At 67.2% G+C, this 19,123-nt stretch carries 16 protein-coding genes; 12 read left to right on the forward strand and 4 right to left on the reverse strand.

Going from position 1 to position 19,123, the window contains the following annotated elements:
- The first annotated feature begins 20 nt into the window (after positions 1-20).
- The 3 genes from OKQ63_RS10635 to mdoH are packed head-to-tail and all read left to right on the forward strand — an operon-like array spanning position 21 to position 4,662.
- The gene (locus OKQ63_RS10635) at positions 21-1,283 is read left to right on the forward strand and encodes an OpgC family protein (RefSeq protein WP_264210051.1); all 1,263 of its coding nucleotides are present in this window, start codon (positions 21-23) and stop codon (positions 1,281-1,283) included.
- Complete coding sequence (locus OKQ63_RS10640) at positions 1,280-2,788, forward strand: OpgD/OpgG family glucan biosynthesis protein (protein ID WP_264210052.1); 1,509 nt, start codon at positions 1,280-1,282, stop codon at positions 2,786-2,788. The genes OKQ63_RS10635 and OKQ63_RS10640 overlap by 4 nt, the downstream gene beginning before the upstream one ends.
- A complete protein-coding gene (mdoH, locus tag OKQ63_RS10645) occupies positions 2,785-4,662 on the forward strand; it encodes a glucans biosynthesis glucosyltransferase MdoH (RefSeq protein WP_264210053.1) in 1,878 nt (625 codons plus the stop codon). The genes OKQ63_RS10640 and mdoH overlap by 4 nt, the downstream gene beginning before the upstream one ends.
- A gap of 278 nt (positions 4,663-4,940) precedes the next feature.
- On the opposite strand, the gene OKQ63_RS10650 is transcribed toward mdoH, so the two are convergent.
- Together OKQ63_RS10650 and OKQ63_RS10655 are read right to left on the reverse strand one after the other, a co-directional pair.
- A complete protein-coding gene (locus OKQ63_RS10650; RefSeq protein WP_264213906.1) occupies positions 4,941-5,780 on the reverse strand; it encodes a CE1 family esterase in 840 nt (279 codons plus the stop codon).
- Positions 5,777-6,250, reverse strand: coding sequence for a rhodanese-like domain-containing protein (locus tag OKQ63_RS10655; RefSeq protein WP_264210054.1), 474 nt, complete (start codon positions 6,248-6,250; stop codon positions 5,777-5,779). Before OKQ63_RS10655 ends, OKQ63_RS10650 begins: the two co-directional genes overlap by 4 nt.
- A gap of 274 nt (positions 6,251-6,524) precedes the next feature.
- Here OKQ63_RS10655 and OKQ63_RS10660 point away from each other — a divergent pair, with 274 nt between their 5' ends.
- The 7 genes from OKQ63_RS10660 to selD are packed head-to-tail and all read left to right on the forward strand — an operon-like array spanning position 6,525 to position 14,647.
- Entirely contained in the window at positions 6,525-9,386 is a 2,862-nt protein-coding gene (locus OKQ63_RS10660; RefSeq protein ID WP_264210055.1) for a monovalent cation/H+ antiporter subunit A, read from the forward strand.
- A 2-nt stretch (positions 9,387-9,388) separates the two neighbouring features.
- On the forward strand, positions 9,389-9,742 hold the full coding sequence (locus tag OKQ63_RS10665) for a Na+/H+ antiporter subunit C (protein WP_264210056.1): 354 nt from the start codon (positions 9,389-9,391) through the stop codon (positions 9,740-9,742).
- Complete coding sequence (locus OKQ63_RS10670) at positions 9,739-11,277, forward strand: monovalent cation/H+ antiporter subunit D (RefSeq protein WP_264210057.1); 1,539 nt, start codon at positions 9,739-9,741, stop codon at positions 11,275-11,277. The genes OKQ63_RS10665 and OKQ63_RS10670 overlap by 4 nt, the downstream gene beginning before the upstream one ends.
- Positions 11,274-11,771 (forward strand): Na+/H+ antiporter subunit E, encoded by a 498-nt coding sequence (locus OKQ63_RS10675; protein WP_264210058.1) that lies wholly within the window; start codon positions 11,274-11,276, stop codon positions 11,769-11,771. Before OKQ63_RS10670 ends, OKQ63_RS10675 begins: the two co-directional genes overlap by 4 nt.
- Positions 11,768-12,037: a K+/H+ antiporter subunit F gene (locus OKQ63_RS10680; protein ID WP_264210059.1), complete on the forward strand. Its 270-nt coding sequence runs from the start codon at positions 11,768-11,770 to the stop codon at positions 12,035-12,037. Before OKQ63_RS10675 ends, OKQ63_RS10680 begins: the two co-directional genes overlap by 4 nt.
- 9 nt (positions 12,038-12,046) lie before the next feature.
- Positions 12,047-12,445 (forward strand): Na+/H+ antiporter subunit G, encoded by a 399-nt coding sequence (locus OKQ63_RS10685; protein WP_264210060.1) that lies wholly within the window; start codon positions 12,047-12,049, stop codon positions 12,443-12,445.
- A 39-nt stretch (positions 12,446-12,484) separates the two neighbouring features.
- Complete coding sequence (gene selD, locus OKQ63_RS10690; protein WP_264210061.1) at positions 12,485-14,647, forward strand: selenide, water dikinase SelD; 2,163 nt, start codon at positions 12,485-12,487, stop codon at positions 14,645-14,647.
- A gap of 230 nt (positions 14,648-14,877) precedes the next feature.
- Here the strand turns inward: selD and mnmH are convergent, their stop codons facing one another.
- Entirely contained in the window at positions 14,878-15,930 is a 1,053-nt protein-coding gene (mnmH, locus tag OKQ63_RS10695) for a tRNA 2-selenouridine(34) synthase MnmH (protein WP_264210062.1), read from the reverse strand.
- 165 nt (positions 15,931-16,095) lie between these two features.
- Between mnmH and OKQ63_RS10700 the strand changes: the two genes are divergently transcribed.
- On the forward strand, positions 16,096-16,587 hold the full coding sequence (locus OKQ63_RS10700; protein WP_264210063.1) for a MarR family winged helix-turn-helix transcriptional regulator: 492 nt from the start codon (positions 16,096-16,098) through the stop codon (positions 16,585-16,587).
- A gap of 2 nt (positions 16,588-16,589) precedes the next feature.
- Here the strand turns inward: OKQ63_RS10700 and OKQ63_RS10705 are convergent, their stop codons facing one another.
- Positions 16,590-17,279 carry an SOS response-associated peptidase gene (locus tag OKQ63_RS10705; protein ID WP_434086008.1) on the reverse strand — a complete coding sequence of 230 codons (690 nt, stop codon included), beginning with the start codon at positions 17,277-17,279 and terminating at the stop codon, positions 16,590-16,592.
- 90 nt (positions 17,280-17,369) lie between these two features.
- Between OKQ63_RS10705 and OKQ63_RS10710 the strand changes: the two genes are divergently transcribed.
- Complete coding sequence (locus tag OKQ63_RS10710; protein ID WP_264210065.1) at positions 17,370-19,118, forward strand: tetratricopeptide repeat-containing sulfotransferase family protein; 1,749 nt, start codon at positions 17,370-17,372, stop codon at positions 19,116-19,118.
- Positions 19,119-19,123: the final 5 nt, after the last annotated feature.

Genomic DNA, 19,123 nt, shown 5'->3' on the forward strand with positions numbered 1-19,123 from the left:
CTCAAGGACCAAGACAACAGATGTCCAGCGTTGCGCCCTTCCCCGGGCCTCAGAAAGACCCAAGTGCCGCCAACCGCGCAGCCCCACCGCCGGACGCGGCCCAGCCGCGCCTGCGCGATCCGCGGCTCGACTTTTACCGCGGCATTGCCATGTTCATCATCCTGGCGGCTCATATCCCGGGCAACCGCTGGACCGGCTGGATCCCGGCCCGCTTCGGGTTCTCGGATGCAACCGAGATCTTTGTCTTCTGCTCCGGAATGGCGTCGGCCATTGCCTTCGGCGGGTCCTTTGCCCGCCAGGGGTGGTGGCTGGGCACGGCCCGCGTCGCCTTCCGCTGCTGGCAGGTGTTCTGGGCCCATATCGGCCTGTTCTTCTTCCTGGCGATGTCGCTGGCGGCGATCGATCTCCATGGCGGCTTTGAAAAAAGCTATGTCAACTCGCTGAACCTTGGCCATTTCTTCAAGGATCCGATGCCGCAGATCGTCGGCATCTTCACCCTCACCTATGTGCCGAACTATTTCGACATCCTGCCGATGTACCTGGTGGTGCTGATGATGATGCCGCTGATGATGGGCCTGGAGAAGGTCGGCCTGTGGGCGGTGGCAACGGTCTCTGTGCTGATCTGGCTGACCGCCAACCCCTATATGATCGGCCTCGGCCCCAATGGCATCTCCTTCCCGGCTGAACCCTGGTCGGACCGCGAATGGTTCTTCAATCCGCTCGGCTGGCAGCTTTTGTTCTTCACCGGCTTTGCCTTCATGAAGGGCTGGCTGCCGAAGCCGCCGGTCTCCAGGACGCTGATTGTTCTGGCCGCAGGATTCCTGATCTTCTCGGCCCCCTTCGGCTCCGGCAAGGTTCTGGGCTGGGTCGAAGCCTGGAACATGGACCTGGCCGAAACCATACGCCCGACCTGGAAAACCACCGCCGAGTGGCGCGAAAAGACCGATTTCGGGCTGCTGCGCTATGCTCATTTCCTGTCGCTCGCCTACCTGGGCTGGGTTGCGGCCGGGACCGGCGGCAAGCGCCTGATCGCCTCCGGGCAGTCTGCAGGCGCCCGCATCTGGGCGGTGCTGCTGCAACTGATCACCAAAGTCGGCCAGCAATCGCTTGCGGTGTTCGTTTTCTCGATGGCGCTTGCCCGGTTCATCGGCTTTGCGCTTGACCAGACCGACCGCGCGGTTATGACCACGGCATTCGCCAATCTGATTGGCTTTTTCCTAATCATTGGCTGCGCTTACGGCGCTGCCTGGTTCAAGTCACAGCCCTGGAGAGCCAAAAAATGAGCTCTTTGACCCGCCGTTCCTTCCTGGCTGCCGCGCTTGGCAGCACCGCCCTGTCTGCCCTGCCCGGGGCCGCCGGCGAAGCCGAACCCTTCAGCCGCGATGCGGTGGTGGCCAAGGCCCGCGCCCTGGCCGCCAAACCTTTTGCCGAGCGCCCGATGGTGCCGCAGGACTGGCTGGACCAATCCTACGACGACTACAAGGCCCGCTGGTTCCGCACCTCTGATGCGCTGTGGTCCAAGACGGACCGCAGCTACAACGTCGATTTCTTCCTGCCCGGCCTCTACTTCCCGCGCGCCATCCAGGTGAACACGGTGACGGGCGGCATGGCCGAGCGCGTGCCCTTCGATCTGTCGCTGTTCGACCAGAACGGCAAGGCGCCGGATCTGACGTCCGAAGGCGACCTCGGCTATTCCGGCCTGCGCCTGCGCACCGACCTGAACGACCCCACCAAGAAGACCGAATTCTGCGTCTTCCAGGGCGCCAGCTACTTCCGCGCCATCGGCATCGGCAACGCCTACGGGCTGTCGGCCCGCGGCCTGGCGCTGAAGACCGCCGACCCCGAGGGCGAGGAATTCCCCGAGTTCATCGAATTCTGGCTGGAGGCCCCGGCCCCAGGCCAGCGCCACATGGTGGTGCATGCGCTGATGGACTCGCCCTCCGTCACCGGCGCCTACAAGTTCACTGTCACCCCCGGCAGCAGCGCGGTGATGGACGTCGAGGCCACGCTGTTTGCCCGCGAGGAGCTGAACCACGCGGGCCTTGCGCCGCTCACCTCGATGTTCCTGTTCGACGCCACCAACCGCCACCGCTTTGATGATTTCCGCCCTGCGGTGCATGACAGCGACGGCCTGCTGGTGGTCAATGGCAACGGCGAAACCCTGTGGCGACCGCTGGCCAACCCCACCCGGCTGCAGGTGTCCTCCTTCATCGACGAAAACCCCCGCGGCTTCGGCCTGATGCAGCGCGCGCGCAAGCTGTCGGATTTCAACGACCTCGAAGCCTTCTACCACAGCCGCCCCTGCCTGTGGGTGGAACCCAAGGAGGACTGGGGCCAAGGCGCGGTCACCCTGGTGGAAATCCCCGCCGACAAGGAAATCTACGACAACATCGTTGCCTACTGGCGCCCGCGCGAACCCTATGCCGCCGGCTCGGAGGTCAGCCTGAACTACCGTCTCACCTGGGGCGAGGAACCGGTGCTGCCAATGCCGCGGGTGATCGACACCGCCGAGGGCGCGCGGATCTTCGGCGGGCCGGGCCGGATCGTCACCATCGACTTCGACGCCCACCCGCTGTTCGACGGCGGGCCGGAGACCCTTGACGTGCACATCCACTCTCCCCATGTGGCGACGAGCGAAGGCGTGCTGCAGCGCAACCCGGAAACCGGCGGCCTGCGGCTTGCCTTCTACTTCGATCCTGGCGAGCAGGATCACGTTGAACTTCGCGCCCAGCTCAGGAAGGACGGCAATGCCGCTTCCGAGGTCTGGCTTTACAGGTGGACCGCATGAACACATGTGACCTGATGCCCCCGGAGCAGCCGCTGGCGATGCCGGAGCAGGACTTCAGCAAGGATTTCAGGGACGCAGCCGCCCCCGGCGATGCGGCGCCCCGCCAGGTGGCGCTGTGGCGCCTGCTGGCCTTTTCGCCGGCGATGGCGGCAACCGGCGTGCTCACCTGGGTGATGCAGGGCTGGTTCACCGCTGACGGGTTTTCGGTGCTGGAGCTGATCCTGCTGGCGCTGATCGCCTTCAACTTCTTCTGGATCGCCTTCACCGTCTCCACCGTGCTCCTGGGCCTCTACGGCCTGTCGCGGCGGGAACGGACCCTGGCCCGCGGCCCGGCGCGGCCGATGAAGGTGGCGCTGCTGATGCCGGTCTACAACGAGGTGCCCTGGTATGTCCTGGGCAACGCCCAGACCATGCTGCAGGAGCTGCACGGCCGCGGCGGCCAGCACGAATACGCGATGTTCATCCTGTCGGACACCCGCGACGATGCGATTGCCGAACAGGAGCGCGCCAGCGTCGAGGCGCTGCGCACGATGCTGCCGCAGGGCACAGAGCTCTACTACCGCCGCCGCGCCGACAATGAGGGCCGCAAGGTCGGCAACATCTCCGACTGGGTGCGCCGCTGGGGCGCGGATTACGAGGCGATGCTGGTGCTGGATGCCGACAGCCTGATGACCGGCCGCGCCATTGCGCGGCTGGCCGATGCGCTGGCGCGCGATCCAAGCGCCGGGCTGATCCAGAGCTACCCGCAGCTGATCGGCGCCCAGTCGGTCTTTGGCCGCATGCAGCAGTTCGCCAACGGCGTCTATGGCCTCGCCCTGGCCGAGGGGCTGGCCCGCTGGGCCGGCCACGAGGGCAACTACTGGGGCCACAACGCCATCATCCGCACCCGCGCCTTTGCCGCCTGCGCCGGCCTGCCGCTCTTGCGCTCGCGCTTCGGCGGCGGCGGCAAGCTGATCATGAGCCATGATTTCGTCGAGGCGGGCCTGCTGCGCCGGGCCGGCTGGTCGGTGCGCTTCCTGCCCCGCATCCGCGGCTCCTACGAGGAAACGCCTGCCACCCTGATCGACCATATCCTGCGCGACCGGCGCTGGTGCCAGGGCAACCTGCAGCACCTCAACCTGCTGCATGCCAAGGGCTTCCGCGCGATCTCGCGCTTTCACCTGTTTGCCGGTGCGATCGGCTATCTGATGGCACCGGTGTGGTTTGCGCTGCTGGTGCTCTGGGCCATCATCGGCCGCAGCGAGGAAGCCTCGGTGATCAGCTACTTCAGCGAGGCCAACCCGTTCCGCCCCAGCTGGCCGGACATGTCCGAGCCCAAGCATGTGCTGGTCATCCTCTTGATCTACGCAATGCTGCTGGCGCCCAAGATGCTGGCAGCAGCAGCGCTGCCGCTGACCGGCAGCCGCTTTTCGGAATACGGCGGCCCGGTGCATTTCGCGCTGTCCTTCGTTTCCGAAGTGGTGCTGGCCATTCTCTATGCGCCGATCCTGATGGTGCAGCAGATGATCGCGGTGTTCCGCACAGCACTTGGCCTGCAGCGCGGCTGGGCGCCGCAGGCGCGCGACGGCGGCAGCTATTCCTTGCGCACGCTGATCGCCTGCCACGCGCTGGAAACCGTCAGCGGCATCGCACTCTGGGCCGGGATCCTCTCGGGCACCGTGTCGCTGTGGCTGGCGCCGATTGCGCTGTCGCTGGTGCTGGCGGTGCCGCTGTCGGCGCTGTCCGGCGTCAAGACGGTGAACCGCATCCGCAACTGGATGGCCACCCGCGAGGAGTTCACCGAGCCCCAGATCACCCGCGCCGCCCGTGTTGCGCGGGCCGATCTGAAAGCCCTGCTGGACGGCAGCACCGCCCGCGGCACCCCGGCAGAGTAAAGCGGAACACTCCCGCGCCCGCAGGACGCCCCGGCTGCGCCGGACCGTCCCTGGCGGCCTTGGGCCCGGCGCCGCGCTGCCGCGCGGCGCGGTTGCACAAAACCGCCAAGGCATGCCCCCAAAAACTATACTGCCTGCATAGAACCGCGGCAGCGCGCCCTCCGGGCGCGCTGCCCGGCCCAACGCTTTGGCGGAAATCTGTGATTTACGGTCAAAGGGGCGGGAGCACCGCGCCGCCGCCGGACGCCTCCCCCCAATGCCCGGCGGCCTGCGGACGGTCAGCGCACAGCCGGTTCATCCTCGAACCAGTCCGCCAGCCAGCCGGCCCAGCCCTTGGGCACCGCATGGCCGCCGTCGAACAGCACCAGTTCGACCTCTGCGCCCGGACCGCACAGCCAGCGGCGATGCAGCAGGCCATCCCCGCCCCAAGCCTTGGCCGGCGCATGCGAGCCGCAGCCATTGGCCTCGCGCCAGAGCTCCAGCCCGGCAAAAACATCGCCCTGCTCCCAGCGGCCGCCGCCCAGGATCCGGCCCTCCAGCGGCACCACCTCGTCGCGCCAGCCATGCACCTGCAACAGCCGCACCGGTCCCTTGCAGGTCTCCGGCTGCGGCCGCCAGAACGCGCCTGACACCGGCGCATAAGCCGCAAACGCCCCGGGATCGCGGCAGGCCAGGTAGTGCACCATGAAGGCGCCGGCCGAGAAACCGGCCAGAACAGTCTGCGCCCGGGACGTGCCGAACCGGTCCGAGGCATCCGCCAGCACCGAGGCGAAGAACGCGCCGTCGTCGCGGCCCTCCTCGAAGGGGCCGAAGCCCCAGCTCTGCGGCCCGGCGCCGTTGCGCTTGCGGCCCTCGGGCGCAATCACCGCATAGCCGCGCTCCGTCAGCCCCTCAGCCAAGCCTGTGTTCCGCAGCACCTGCGCGCCGCTGCCGCCATAGCCATGCAGGAACATCACCACCGGAGCAGGCGCGCCACGGTCCTGAGGCAAGACAATGTGATAGCGGCCTTCTTCCACCTCGCAGGCCTCCGGCGCCGCTGCGCAGCCCGCCGCGGCACCGCTGCCCAAGACCGCCGCCAGCACCACCAGGGCGGCACCCGTTTTCAGCCCCGCCATCATCCCTCCCATCGGGCCACCGGCAGGTTGCCCGCAATCCAGCCCGGGCCCGCGGCGGAGCCCAGCATGCCTTCGGGCACGTCGATCACATTGACGAACCCCGCATCCGCCAGCGCCCGGGTCAGCCGCGCCGAGCGCACCCCGCGGGCGCAGATCAGCGCCACCGGCACCGAACGGTCCGGCCCGGCAACGGCCTGCAGTGCGGCAACAAAGTCCTCCCGGCGCATATCGATCTGATGGCTGCCCACCGGCACCCCTGATGCGCGCCATTCCTGCGGCGTGCGGATGTCCACCAGGACAATGCCGCCTTCCCGGGCCGCCGCAAAGGCCTCTGCCGCCGTAAGCCGCGGCTGATCGTGACCGGGCGGCTGCCTGCGCTGCCACCAGTAGCCAAATCCGCCGGCAGCCGCCGCGCCCGCCAGCAGCATCCGCCGCCGCGTGATCCGTGGGTGTTCTGCCTGTGCTCCGGGCATCCTGTCTCCGCGACTCCGCTTTGCACCCCGCGACCGGGGCTTGCCCACAGATCTAGCAGCTTGGCTGCCGCCAATCACCAGAAACAGCCGGTTTCCGCTGGTCAAGTTCTTGTTATTGGGCGCCCGCTGCCCAATTATGCCCGTAACAAGCGTACCCCCCCGCTCCGGCCTGCGGCATTCTTGCCGCAACCGGGGCGGCGGGGGTGGTTCTGGGCAGAAAAATTGCTTAGCACTGAACAAAAATCGACGCGCCAACCCGACAGGAGACCTGCACGTGTCCCTATTCCTGATTGCGGCCCTGCCCTTTCTCGGAGCCGTCTTCCCCGCGCTGTTGATCCGCGCGGGCCGCAATGCCGCGGCTTCGGCAGCCGGGCTGACCACATTCCTCGCCTTCACCGGGCTGATGCTGCACATCCCCGCGGTGTTCCGCGGCGAGACCGTCCATGCCGCGGTGGATTGGCTGCCCGGCCTTGGCCTCAACGCCAATTTCTTTCTCGACGGGCTGGGGTTCCTGTTTGCGGCAATGATCCTTGGCATCGGCCTGCTGATCATCCTTTACGCCCGCTTCTACCTGTCGCGCGAAGACCCGATGGGCCAGTTCTACAGCTATCTGCTGCTGTTCCAGGGCGCGATGGTCGGCATCGTTTTGTCCGACAACATCCTGCTTCTGCTGGTGTTCTGGGAGCTGACCTCGCTCAGTTCCTTCCTGCTGATCGGCTATTGGAAGCACCTGCCCGAAGGCCGCCAGGGCGCGCGGATGGCACTGGCAGTGACCGGTTCCGGCGGGCTGGCGATGATCGCGGGGATGCTGATCCTGGGCCATATTGCGGGCTCCTATGACCTCAGCGTGATCCTTCAGAACAAGGAGGCGATCCAGGCGTCGCACCTGTACCTGCCGGCGCTGATCCTGATCCTGATCGGCGCCTTCACCAAATCGGCGCAGTTCCCGTTCCATTTCTGGCTGCCGCACGCGATGGCCGCGCCGACGCCGGTCTCGGCCTACCTGCACTCCGCCACCATGGTGAAGGCCGGGCTGTTCCTGATGGCCCGCCTGTGGCCGGTGCTCGCAGGCACGCCCGAGTGGTTCTATATCGTTGCCACCACCGGCCTCGTGACTATGCTCATCGGCGCGGTGATCGCGCTGTTCAAGGACGACCTCAAGGCGCTTCTGGCGTTCTCCACCGTCAGCCACCTCGGCCTGATCACCATGCTCCTCGGTTTCGGCACCAAGATCGCTGCGGTGGCCGCCGTCTTCCACATCATCAACCACGCCACCTTCAAGGCGGCGCTGTTCATGACCGCGGGCATCGTCGACCACGAGGCCGGCACCCGCGACATCAAGCGGCTGGGCGGATTGCGCCGCCTGATGCCGGTCACCTTTGCCATCGGCACCGTTGCCGCGCTGTCGATGGCCGGCATCGCGCCGCTGAACGGCTTTTTGTCCAAGGAAATGATGCTGGAAGAGGCCGCGCACACCCTCTGGAACGGCTCGCACCTGGCGGTGCCCGCGCTGGCCACAGTGGCGGCGCTGTTCTCGGCGGCCTATTCCTTCCGGTTCATCGCCCATGTGTTCCTCGGCCCCAAGCGCGACGACTACCCCGGACACCCGCATGACCCGAATACCGGCATGTGGATCGGTCCCGCCTTCCTGGTGGCGCTGGTGGTGCTGATCGGCCTCGCCTCGGCCAAGATTGCCGGCCCCTTGGTGGCCACCGCAGCCAGTGCGGTGATCGGCGGCGGGGAACTGCCCTATTACTCGCTCAAGCTCTGGCACGGGCTGACCCCCGCGCTCTATATGTCGGTCTTCGCGGTTGCCGGCGGCGCCGTTCTGCTGCTCCTGCTCCGGCCGCTGCAGCGGATCTGGAACGCCCTGCCCCGCCCCGAGGCCAAGACCATCTTTGACGCCCTGATCGGCGCCTTCACCCGGTTCAGCCAGATGGCGACCGAGGGGCTGCACAACGGGGTTCTGACCCGGTATGCGGCGGTGATGGTCACCTTCACCGTTGCCATCGCCTATCTTGCCTACCAGGGCGGCACGCTGGGCGCCGCGACCCGCACGCTGCAAGCGCCGGGCCTTCTGCCGATTGTCGGCTGGTTTGCGCTGGTGGCGGCCACGCTGTTCATCGTTGCCGTGCACCGCAACCGGCTGCTGTCGCTGGTGCTGATCGGCGTGGTCGGGCTGGTGGTCTCGCTGTCGTTCAATTACCTGTCGGCGCCGGACCTCGCGATGACCCAGATCTCGGTCGAGGTGGTCACCATCATTCTGCTGCTGCTGGCGCTCAACTTCATGCCCAAGGAAACCCCGGTCGAGACCCCGGTGCTGACCCGCCTGCGCGATGGCGCCATCTCGGTTGTGGCGGGCCTGGGGGCGGGCGGGCTGATCTATGCCCTGCTGATGCGCGATTTCGCCTTCCCGTCGATCTCGGGTTTCCACCTGGCCAATTCCTACAAGGGCGGCGGCGGCACCAATGTGGTGAACGTGATCCTGGTCGACTTCCGCGGCTATGACACCTTTGGCGAGATCATCGTTCTGGGCATCGCCGCGATGGTGATCTTTGCCCTGACCGAGGCCGTGCTGGGCTCCAAGGTCCGCGCCTATCTGCTGAACCGCACGCCGGATCTGCCGCAGGCGGGGGACGCGCATCCGCTGATGATGGTGGTGGCGACCCGGGTGATGATGCCGCTGGCGCTGATGGTGGCGGCCTATATCTTCTTCCGCGGCCACAACCTGCCCGGCGGCGGCTTCATCGCCGGCCTGGTCGCCGCGATCGCCATCATCATGCAGTACATGGCCTCGGGCTTTGCCTGGGCCACCGAGCGGCAGCGCTACCCCTATCACGCCTTCATCGGTTCCGGCGTGCTGATCGCCGCCGCCACCGGCATCGGCTCCTGGTTCAGCGGCATGCCGTTCCTGACCAGCGCCTTCGGCTACATCCACTGGGCGCCGCTGGAAGAGTTCGAATGGGCCACCGCGGCGCTGTTCGATCTCGGCGTTTTCCTGGCGGTGGTCGGCGCGGTGCTGCTGGCGCTGGAAAGCCTGTCGCGCTTTGCCTGGCAGCCGGGGATGAGCTCGGAGCACGCAATGGACATCAACCCGGCACGCGACGAAGCGGCCAAGACCGGGACGGAGGGATAACAATGGAACTTCTCGTCGCCTCCGCCGTGGGCATCCTGACAGCGGCCGGCATCTACCTGATCCTGCGCCGCCGCAGCTTCCCGGTGATCCTGGGGCTGTCGCTGCTGACCTATGCGGTCAACGTCTTCCTGTTCGCCACCGGGCGGCTGGCCACCGCGGCGCCGCCGATCCTCAACAAGTATGAGGAGGCCGTCTATACCGACCCGCTGCCGCAGGCGCTGGTGCTGACCGCCATCGTGATTTCCTTCGGCATGACCGCGGTGGTGGTGATGATCGCGCTGGGGGCCTATCTGTCCTCGCGCGATGACCGCACCGCCATGCCCGCAGAGGCCGAAGGCGCAGGAGAGGACGCATGAACCACCTGCTGATCGCGCCGGTGGTTCTGCCGGCCCTTGTTGCCCCCTTCATCATCATGGTTCTGCGCCATCACCTCGACCTGCAGCGGATCTTTTCGGTTGCCAGCACCGTGCTTCTGGCCGGTATTGCGCTGACCCTGGCCGCGCATGCCGCGGACGGCACAGTTTATGTCTACGAGCTCGGCAACTGGCCTGCGCCCTTCGGCATCGTGCTGGTGGCGGACCGGCTGTCGGCGATGATGCTGGTGCTGACCTCAGTCCTGGCGCTGCCGGTGGTGCTTTATGCCATCGGATCGGGCTGGGACACCCGCGGCAGCAACTTCCACGCGCTGTTCCAGTTCCAGCTGATGGGCATCATGGGTGCCTTCCTGACCGGCGACGCCTTCAACCTGTTCGTGTTCTTCGAGGTGCTGCTGATCGCCTCCTACGGGCTGATGATCCATTCCGGCGGCACCCGCCGGTTCCAGGCGGGCGTGCAGTATGTGGTGTTCAACCTCCTCGGCTCCACCCTGTTCCTGTTTGCGCTCGGCACGCTCTATTCGGTGACCGGCACGCTCAACATGGCCGACCTCGCGGTCAAGGTCGCGCAGCTGCCCGCCGAAGACACCGCGCTGCTGCGGGCCGGCGCGGTGATGCTGCTGCTGGTCTTTGCCATCAAGGCCGCCCTGCTGCCCCTGCATTTCTGGCTGCCCTCGGCCTATGCCAATGCGCCGATGCCGGTGGCGGCGCTGTTTGCCATCATGACCAAGGTCGGCGCCTATGCAATCCTGCGCATGTACACGCTGGTGTTCGGCCCCGAGGTCGCCGCCACCGCGGGCCTCACCGAAAGCTGGCTGCTGCCCGCGGCGCTGCTGACCCTGGCGGCCGGCGCCATCGGCGTGCTGGGCTCGAAAAAACTCGGCCGGCTGGCGGCCTTCGGCGTCGTCACCTCGATGGGCACGCTGCTGATCGCCATTTCGCTGTTCACCCAGACCGCCACTGCCGCAGCGCTCTACTACCTGGTGCATTCCACCCTGGCGGCGGCGCTCCTGTTCCTGGTCGCCGACCTGGTGATCGAGCGCCAGGGCCCGTGGATCCTGCCGCAGCTGCCGATGCCGCAGACCGGGCTGATCTCGGCGCTGTTCTTTGCCGCTGCCATCGCGCTGGCCGGGATGCCGCCCTTGTCGGGGTTCCTGGGCAAGCTCCTGGTGCTGGACGCCACCCGCGGCACCGGGCTGGCCGCCTGGATCTGGGCGGTGATCCTCTCCGGCTCGCTGATCACCATCATCGGCATGGCGCGCGCAGGCTCGCTGCTGTTCTGGAAAGGCCACGGCCTGCCGCTCGAAAACCTGGACACCAGCGAAGAGCCGCCGCTGGAGCAGCCCCCGGCCAGACCCGCATCGCTGCCCTTTGCGGCCTGTTTCAGCCTGCTGGCAGGGCTGGTCGGGCTCACCGTCTTTGCGGGGCCCGCCACCCGCTACGCCGAGGCCACCGCGGCGCAGCTGTTCGCGCCCGCGGCCTATATTGAAACCGTGCTCGGGAAGGAGGCAGAATGAAACTGATCCGGCGGCTGTTCCCGCACCCCCTGCTCACGCTTCTGCTGACCCTGACCTGGCTGCTGCTGGTCAACCGCTGGTCGCTGAACTCCCTGGTGTTCGGCTTCGTGCTGGGGGTCCTGATCCCCTTTGTGACCCAGCCCTACTGGCCCAACCGGCCGCGGCTGAGCCGCCCGCTGAAAGTGGCCGAATACATCCTTGTGGTACTGGCCGACATTATCCAGGCCAACATCATCGTCGCCCGCATCGTGCTGTTCAAACCCAACGCCGAGCGCCGCCCCAACTGGATCACCATCCCGCTGGATCTGAAAACGCCAGAGGCGATCACCGCCCTGGCCGGCACCATCACCATGACCCCCGGCACCCTGTCCGCAGATGTCTCGGACGAGGGCCACGCGCTGCTGGTGCACTGCCTGGACGCGCCCAACCCGGACGCGGTGCGCGACGAGATCAAACAGCGCTACGAGCGCCGGCTGATGGAGATCTTCGAATGATTGCAAGTGCTGCCGCCTTTGCCTTTGCCTGTTTCGCCATCGCGGTGCTGATGAACCTGTGGAAGGTCGTCACCGCACCGCTGGTGGCCGACCGCATCCTGGCGCTCGACACCATGTTCATCAACGCCATCGCGCTGATGGTGCTCTATGGCCTCGCGCTCGGCTCCGAAATCTTCTTCGAGGCGGCGATGATCATCGCTATGCTCGGCTTTGTCTCCACCGTGGCCTACGCGCGCTTCATCCTGCGCGGCAACATCATCGAGTGAGGAAGCAAGATGGCAAGCCTGTTTGAATTCCTTGTCGCGGCCTTCCTGGTGATCGGCGGCATATTCGGCATCGTCGGCTCCTTCGGGCTGATCAAGCTGAACGACCCGATGTCGCGGCTGCACGCGCCGACCAAGGCCACCACCCTCGGCGTCGGCGGGGTGCTGCTGGCCTCGATGCTGCACGCGGCCGCCTTCGAGGACTACTTCTCGGTGCACGAGTTGCTGATCACCCTGTTCCTGTTCCTGACCGCGCCGATCACCGCGAATTTCATTGCCAAGGTGCATATCCACCGGCAGGAAAGCCGCGACACCATGCCCCCGGCGGGCGAGGATGACCATTGGGCCACCCATGACACGCCGCAGGACGAGGAACAGCGAAACGCAAACCGCACCGGCGCGGCCCAGTAACCGCCGCCGCAGCGGCCCGCAGCACAGGCAGGAGATCACATGGACACCCCGCGATTGCCGCTGACCCGGGATCTGGTGCTGATCGGCGGCGGCCACACCCACGCGCTGGTGCTGCGCAAATGGGGCATGCGGCCGCTGCCCGGCGCCCGGCTGACCCTGATCAACCCCGGCCCCTCCGCCCCCTATTCCGGGATGCTGCCGGGCTTCGTGGCCGGCCACTATGCCCGCGAAGACCTCGACATAGACCTGGTGCGCCTCGCCCGCTTTGCCGGCGCCCGGGTGATCCTGGGCAGCGCAGAGCATATCGACACCGCGGCGCAGCAGGTGTATGTGCCCGGCCGCCCGCCGGTTGCCTATGACGCGGCCTCAATCGATATCGGCGTCACCTCGGCGATGCCGGACCTGCCCGGATTTGCACAGCACGGCATCCCGGCCAAGCCGCTGGGCCGCTTTGCCGCCCGCTGGGCCGCCTTCCGCGAGGGCGGCAGCCCCGCCCATGTGGCGGTGATCGGCGGCGGCGTGGCCGGCGTGGAACTGATCCTCGCCATGGCCCACGCGCTGAAATCCCGCGGGCGGCTGGCCCAGGCGACGCTGATCGACAGCGACCAGGCCCTGCGTGCCATCAGCCCCAAGGCCCGCGCCACCCTGCGCCGCGCGCTGGTGGGACAAGGCGTGCGGCTGGAGGAAAACACCGGCATCGAGCGGATAGAGGACAGCTACATCGTGCTGAAGGACGGCCGCGAGATCCTGTCCGACTTCACCACCGGCGCCGCCGGAGCGCGGCCCTACGGCTGGCTCGCGGACAGCGGGCTGGCGCTGCAGGACGGCTTCATCAGCATCGGCGAGACCCTGCAAAGCTCCGCCGCCAACGTCTTTGCCTCCGGCGACTGCGCCCATATGGCGTTTGCGCCGCGCCCCAAGGCCGGGGTCTACGCGGTGCGCCAGGCGCCGGTGCTGTGGCACAATCTGCGCGCCCTGCTGACCGGCGACCCGATGCGCGGCTACCGGCCCCAGAAGGATTATCTCAAGCTGATCTCGATGGGCGCCCGCGAGGCACTCGGCGAACGCTTCGGCACCACCCTTTCGGGTCCGCTGATGTGGACCTGGAAGGACCGCATCGACCAGGCCTTCATGGACAAGTTCCGCGATCTGCCCGCGATGGAGGCGCCGGTGCTGCCCGCCGAACACACGCTGGGCATGGACGAGGCGCTGGGAGACAAACCCATGTGCGGCGGCTGCGGTGCCAAGGTCGGCCGCGGCGCGCTGCTGCCGGCGCTGGCGGGGCTGAACGGCGCGACCCGCCCGGACATCACCCCGCTGCCGGGCGACGATGCCGCGCTGCTGACCACCGGCGGCGCGCGCCAGGTGATCTCGACCGACCACCTGCGCGCCTTCTGCAACGACCCGGTGATGATGGCCCGCATCGCCGCGGTGCACGCGCTGGGGGACATCTGGGCGATGGGCGCCGAGCCGCAGGCCGCCACCGCCAACCTGATCCTGCCGCGCATGACACCGGAGCTGCAGGCCCGCACGCTGCAGGAAATCATGGCCGCCGCCGCGGAGGTCATGCAGGCGGCCGGCGCTGCCATCGTGGGCGGCCACACCTCGCTGGGGGATGAGCTGACCGTGGGCTTCACCGTCACCGGCCTCTGCCCGCGCCCCGCCATCACTCTGGCAGGCGCCAGGCCCGGCGATGCGCTGATCCTGACCAAGCCGATCGGCTCCGGCGTGCTGATGGCGGCTGAAATGGCCGGCGAGGCCAAGGGAGACTGGGTGGCGGCCGCCCTCGCGCAGATGAGCCAGCCGCAAGGCGCCGCCGCCCGCATCCTGCAGGACGCCCATGCGATGACCGACGTCACCGGATTTGGCCTGATCGGGCACCTCCTCGGCCTTTGCGGGGCTTCGGGTGCCGGCGCCGAAATCTTCACCGGCCAGGTGCCGCTGATGCAAGGTGCCGCCGAACTGGCGGAGCGCGGCATCCGCTCCTCGCTGTTCCCCGCCAACCAGGCCGCGGCGCCGGAGCTGAAGACCTCCGGCTGGCAGGAGCTGCTGTTCGATCCGCAAACCGCAGGCGGGCTGCTGGCGGCGGTCCCGGCGGCGGCGGCCGGCACGCTGCTGGACCAGCTCCGCTCAAAGGGCTTCCCGGCTGCCATCATTGGCCGGTTCACATCCAGCCCGGATACCATTGTCCTCAGCACCTAGGCCGGCCTGGCGGACAGGGGCCAGCCCCTCTTGGCCTTCGGCCAATTCACCCCGGAGTATTTTCACCCAGCAAGAAGCCGAAGACACTGCTTCTTGCTGGGTCCCGGGCGGTTTCCTGGACGGGCCCCGCTCCGCCGGAGGCGCGCTGCGCGCCAGCGCAGCGCCACGCCCAACGGAAGCGGTGCATCTGTGATGCACTGGCGACGGGCGGGAGCCTCTGTGTTGCCGGCTTAGCGGACGGCCATGATCTCTGCAATTTGTGCTGCCGCAGCATCCAGACCTGTCCCGTCCAGCGCCTCGGCCTCTACTGCGGCAATGACCTCCGCCCCGATCGCGGCGCGGGATTTGCGGTAGGCGGGATCATAGTGTTCTGCCATCAGCGCTTCGGTCAGCCCGGCCTTGTCGCCTTCGGCGATCCGGGCGAACCAGCCGTCCACCACCGCGCCGGAGCGGTGGGCGCGCAAGGGTCCTAGCTTCTCGCGCAACCGGTCCGCATCCGACAGGATGTCGTCATAGGCCTGCACCAGATAACGGCAGCGGGCCGCTGCCGGCACCTGCAGCTCAATCCGGGGCGCCTGCTTCATCGCGTCCCAGACCGCAGGCGGGATGATCCGCTGGCCGATCTTGTTCGACTCCGCCTCCACCAGCACCGCACGGGCCGGATCCAGCCGCATCAGCGCCCCCGCCACGGCGGACTCGAACCCTTTCTGCGACGGCTGCGGCGTGGCCATATCCCCCAGCAGCGAGCCGCGGTGATTGGCCAGCCCTTCCAGATCCAGCACCTGCACGCCCAGGGCGCCTGCGCGTTGCAGCACCTCGGTCTTGGCCGAGCCGGTATAGCCGTCCAGCGCCACCAGCCGGTGCGGCAGGGCGGTCTCATACATCGCCTTGTGCACCAGGCGGCGGTAGCTTTGGTAGCCGCCCTCCACGACTTCGGCGCGCCAGCCGATCTGCTGAAGCATCCAGGTGAACGACCCCGACCGCTGGCCGCCGCGCCAGCAATAGACCAAGGGCTTCCAGCCGCCTTCATGGTGGCTCAGATGCTGCTCGATGTGGTTGGCGGCATTGCGGAACACCAGCGCCGCCCCCAGCTTGCGCGCCTTGAACGGGCTGTCCTGCACATAGATGGTGCCGACCTGCGCGCGCTCCTCGTTGTCCAGGACCGGCAGGCTGATCGCCCCGGGCACGTGGTCCTCGGCGTATTCCGCCGGGCTGCGCACGTCGATCACGGTGTCGAACCCGTGGGCATGGAACTCTTGCAGGGATGTAAATGTCAGCGCCATCCCTCTGCTCTACCGTGCGCCCGGGGCAAGGAAAAGCCGCAATTGCCGCAGCTGCTGCGATAAGTCTTGCGCGGAATGCGCACGGGGCGTTATGGCAATCAATGCAAACAGACCGGCGCGGCCCTGAATGCCCCGCCGCTCCAGACCGCCAAGGACCAGACGGCCATGACCACCGACCCTTTGGACATCCACACCCTGCCCGGCCACCTGATCCGGCGGCTGCACCAGATCTCCGTTGCCCAGTTCATGGACCGCATGGCGGCCGAGGGCATTGACCTGACGCCGGTGCAGTTTGCCGCCATGGCCGCCATCCACCGCCATCCGGGGATCGACCAGGCCTCAGTCGCGGGCCTCATCGCCTATGACCGCGCCACATTGGGCAAGGTGGTGGACCGGCTGGTGGACAAGGGGCTGGTGGAACGCCGCGTGTCCCAGGCCGACCGCCGCGCCCGCGAGGTCAGCCTGACCCGCGGCGGCACTGTGCTTCTGGACCGGATCCTGCCCATCGTCCGCGCCTCGCAGCCCGGCATTCTGACCGGCCTTACGGAAGCGGAGCAGGAAACCTTCGTGGCACTGCTGCAAAAGGCAACCCTGGCCGCCAACGACCTCAGCCGGGCGCCGCAGCGCGACCTGCCCGGCCGCCACGCTGCCGAATAACGTCAGATCAGCCGACCGCGCGGGATATCCTCTTCCCCGAAGGGTTCGATCAGTTCCGGCCCCTCAGCCCGGTTGGAGTTCACCGCCGGATCCACCCGGTGGAAGTCCAGCAGGCCCTCCGCCCCCGGCTGCATCAGCCTGGCGGCGCCATGCCCGTCCTCGCCCAGCCATTTGCCCCAATCCTCCGGTTCCAGGATCAGCGGCATCCGGTGGTGGATCGCCGACAGCCCCTGATTGGCGGCGGTGGTGACGATGGCGCAGGTCTTGACCGGGTCCGCGCTGCCCCAGCTTTGCCAGACGGCGGCAAAGGCCAGCGGCGCGCCGTCGCTGCGGCGGATGTACCAGGGCAGCCGGGCGCCATCCTCCGCCTTGGTCCATTCATAGAAACCGCTGGCCGGGATCAGGCAGCGCCGGTCGCGGCAGGCTTTGGCAAAGGCAGGCTTTTCCGCAATCGTCTCCGCCCGCGCATTGATCAGCAGCGGCCCGGCGGTTTTGCTTTTGTACCAATGCGGCAGGAACCCCCAGCGCATGGCCGACAATTGCCGCCCGGTTCCGCCGGCCTGGACCGCATGCACGGCAGTGGCCGGGCAAACATTGTAATTGGGCACTGACGGCAGGGTGTTTGCAGGCTGGGCTGCAAACAGCTGCGCCATTGCATCTGCAGGCAGGGTTATGGCAAATCGACCGCACATGCTGAATTTCTAACCCAGGACTGCTTCCGCGCATAGCTCCCGCGCACGGCCGGACAGCAGCTGCCCTGACAAAAAAGACGGATAGGCCTTATGACACTTCAGAACGATCTTCAGGCAGCGTTCGGCTTTCTGAACCAGGGCAAATTCAAACAGGCGCTGAAACAGTCCAAAGGCGGCATGAAACGGCACAAGATCCACCCGGACTTCCCCAATATCGCAGGGATTTCCCTGTCAGGCCTGGGCAAGCACCGCGATGCCGTTCCCTATTTCAAGAAGGCGCTGGCCCTGGCACCCGGCTTTCACGACGCGCGCAAGAATCTGGCGCAGACGCTGCTGTTCCTTGAGCAGGGCGAGACCGCAATGAAACTTCTGGACCGGGTGCTGGCGGATCAGCCGGGCGATCAGGGCGCATTGTATCTGAAGGCGCAGGCCCACCTGGTGCAGAACGATCCCGAAGCGGCCATCGCCACCGCAAACAGTGCCCTTGCCGGTGACAGCAAACAGCCGCGGATGCTGCGGCTCAGGGCAATGGCCTGGAAGACCCTCGGCGACGAAAAGGCGGCGCTGGACGACTACCGCGCCACGCTGCGGCTCAACCCCGACGACGTAGACGCCCTGATAAACATCAGCCTGCCGCTGGCCCGCCTGATGCGGCAGGACGAGGCTACCGAAGCCGCGCAGAAGGCGGTTGCCCTGGCGCCGCAGAACCTTGAGGCGCGGCGGCGGCTGGCCAGCCAGCTGATCTCCAACGGCGAACCCGCGGCAGCCCGCCAGCAGTGTCTGGCGCTCCTGGATCTTGACCCCAGGGATACCCAGGTTCTGGAGATGCTTGCCCGGCTCAACAGCCGCGACCAGAATGCCGAGCTGCTGCCCCTTGCGCAAAAGGCTCTGAAGGCCGCGCCGCCCCGGTCGCAGGACCGCGCCAATGCCGCCTTTGCCCTGGCCCGGATCACCGATCAGGCCGGCGACAAGGCAGGGTTCGCAGCCCATAACGACGAGGCCAACGCCTGTATGGCGGCGCAGAACCCCTATGACTATGAGGGGGCCGAACGCCAGTTCAGCCGGATCATGGCAGCCTTCCCGGAAATGCTCCGGCCGGCAGAGGCGGCACAGAACGGGCCGCGGCCGATCTATGTGGTGGGGATGCCGCGCTCGGGCACCACACTGACGGAAACCGTGATCGGCTCGCATCCGCAGGTTTTCCCCCTGGGCGAGCGCGGCGTGCCGGCCTTCCTGCTGCATCCCTATCTGGACAAGGACCAGGACTTCACCGCCGAGGCCGCCCGCGATTTCATGGCCGAGGACATCAGCCGCCTGCCCGAAATGCCCGAGGGCACGGCGGCCTATGTCGACAAGATGCCCGACAATTACCGGCTGCTGGGCTACCTGCTGACCGCCTACCCGCAGGCCCGTTTCGTGCATCTGTGCCGCGATCCGCGCGATGTGGCGCTGTCGATCTGGCGCGGCTTTTTCTCCGGCAGCTCGCTCACCTATGCCTATGACCTCGAGGCGATGGCGCACCGGTTCAACCTCTATGGCCGGCTGATGCAGCACTGGCGGCAGGTGATGCCGGGGCGGATCCATGACCTGCGCTACGAGGATCTGGTAGGGGACATCGAAACCGAAAGCCGCAGGCTGGCAGACTTCTGCGGTCTCGACTGGGTCGAGGACATGGCCCACCCCGAGCGCCACGAGGGCCAGGTACTGACGCTGTCCAACACCCAGCTGCGGCAGACAGTGCATACCCGCTCAGTTGGCAAATGGGAGAAATACGCCGATGTCCTGGCGCCGTTCATTGCCGGGCTGGACCCGGAAATCTGGCCGGAAATCAAGACGTAACGGGG

Origin of the sequence: Leisingera thetidis (genome assembly GCF_025857195.1) — a bacterium.
GTDB lineage: Bacteria > Pseudomonadota > Alphaproteobacteria > Rhodobacterales > Rhodobacteraceae > Leisingera > Leisingera thetidis.

Excerpts from the sequence above, each read along its gene's own strand:
- OKQ63_RS10640 (WP_264210052.1), top strand. The coding sequence starts at position 1,280 with ATGAGCTCTTTGACCCGCCGTTCCTTCCTGGCTGCCGCGCTTGGCAGC.
- OKQ63_RS10665 (WP_264210056.1), top strand. The coding sequence starts at position 9,389 with ATGGAACTTCTCGTCGCCTCCGCCGTGGGCATCCTGACAGCGGCCGGC.
- mnmH (WP_264210062.1), bottom strand. The coding sequence starts at position 15,930 with ATGGCGCTGACATTTACATCCCTGCAAGAGTTCCATGCCCACGGGTTC.
- OKQ63_RS10670 (WP_264210057.1), top strand. The coding sequence starts at position 9,739 with ATGAACCACCTGCTGATCGCGCCGGTGGTTCTGCCGGCCCTTGTTGCC.
- selD (WP_264210061.1), top strand. The coding sequence starts at position 12,485 with ATGGACACCCCGCGATTGCCGCTGACCCGGGATCTGGTGCTGATCGGC.
- OKQ63_RS10700 (WP_264210063.1), top strand. The coding sequence starts at position 16,096 with ATGACCACCGACCCTTTGGACATCCACACCCTGCCCGGCCACCTGATC.
- OKQ63_RS10710 (WP_264210065.1), top strand. The coding sequence starts at position 17,370 with ATGACACTTCAGAACGATCTTCAGGCAGCGTTCGGCTTTCTGAACCAG.
- OKQ63_RS10705 (WP_434086008.1), bottom strand. The coding sequence starts at position 17,279 with ATGTGCGGTCGATTTGCCATAACCCTGCCTGCAGATGCAATGGCGCAG.
- OKQ63_RS10650 (WP_264213906.1), bottom strand. The coding sequence starts at position 5,780 with ATGATGGCGGGGCTGAAAACGGGTGCCGCCCTGGTGGTGCTGGCGGCG.
- OKQ63_RS10680 (WP_264210059.1), top strand. The coding sequence starts at position 11,768 with ATGATTGCAAGTGCTGCCGCCTTTGCCTTTGCCTGTTTCGCCATCGCG.
- OKQ63_RS10685 (WP_264210060.1), top strand. The coding sequence starts at position 12,047 with ATGGCAAGCCTGTTTGAATTCCTTGTCGCGGCCTTCCTGGTGATCGGC.
- OKQ63_RS10675 (WP_264210058.1), top strand. The coding sequence starts at position 11,274 with ATGAAACTGATCCGGCGGCTGTTCCCGCACCCCCTGCTCACGCTTCTG.
- OKQ63_RS10655 (WP_264210054.1), bottom strand. The coding sequence starts at position 6,250 with ATGCCCGGAGCACAGGCAGAACACCCACGGATCACGCGGCGGCGGATG.
- mdoH (WP_264210053.1), top strand. The coding sequence starts at position 2,785 with ATGAACACATGTGACCTGATGCCCCCGGAGCAGCCGCTGGCGATGCCG.
- OKQ63_RS10635 (WP_264210051.1), top strand. The coding sequence starts at position 21 with ATGTCCAGCGTTGCGCCCTTCCCCGGGCCTCAGAAAGACCCAAGTGCC.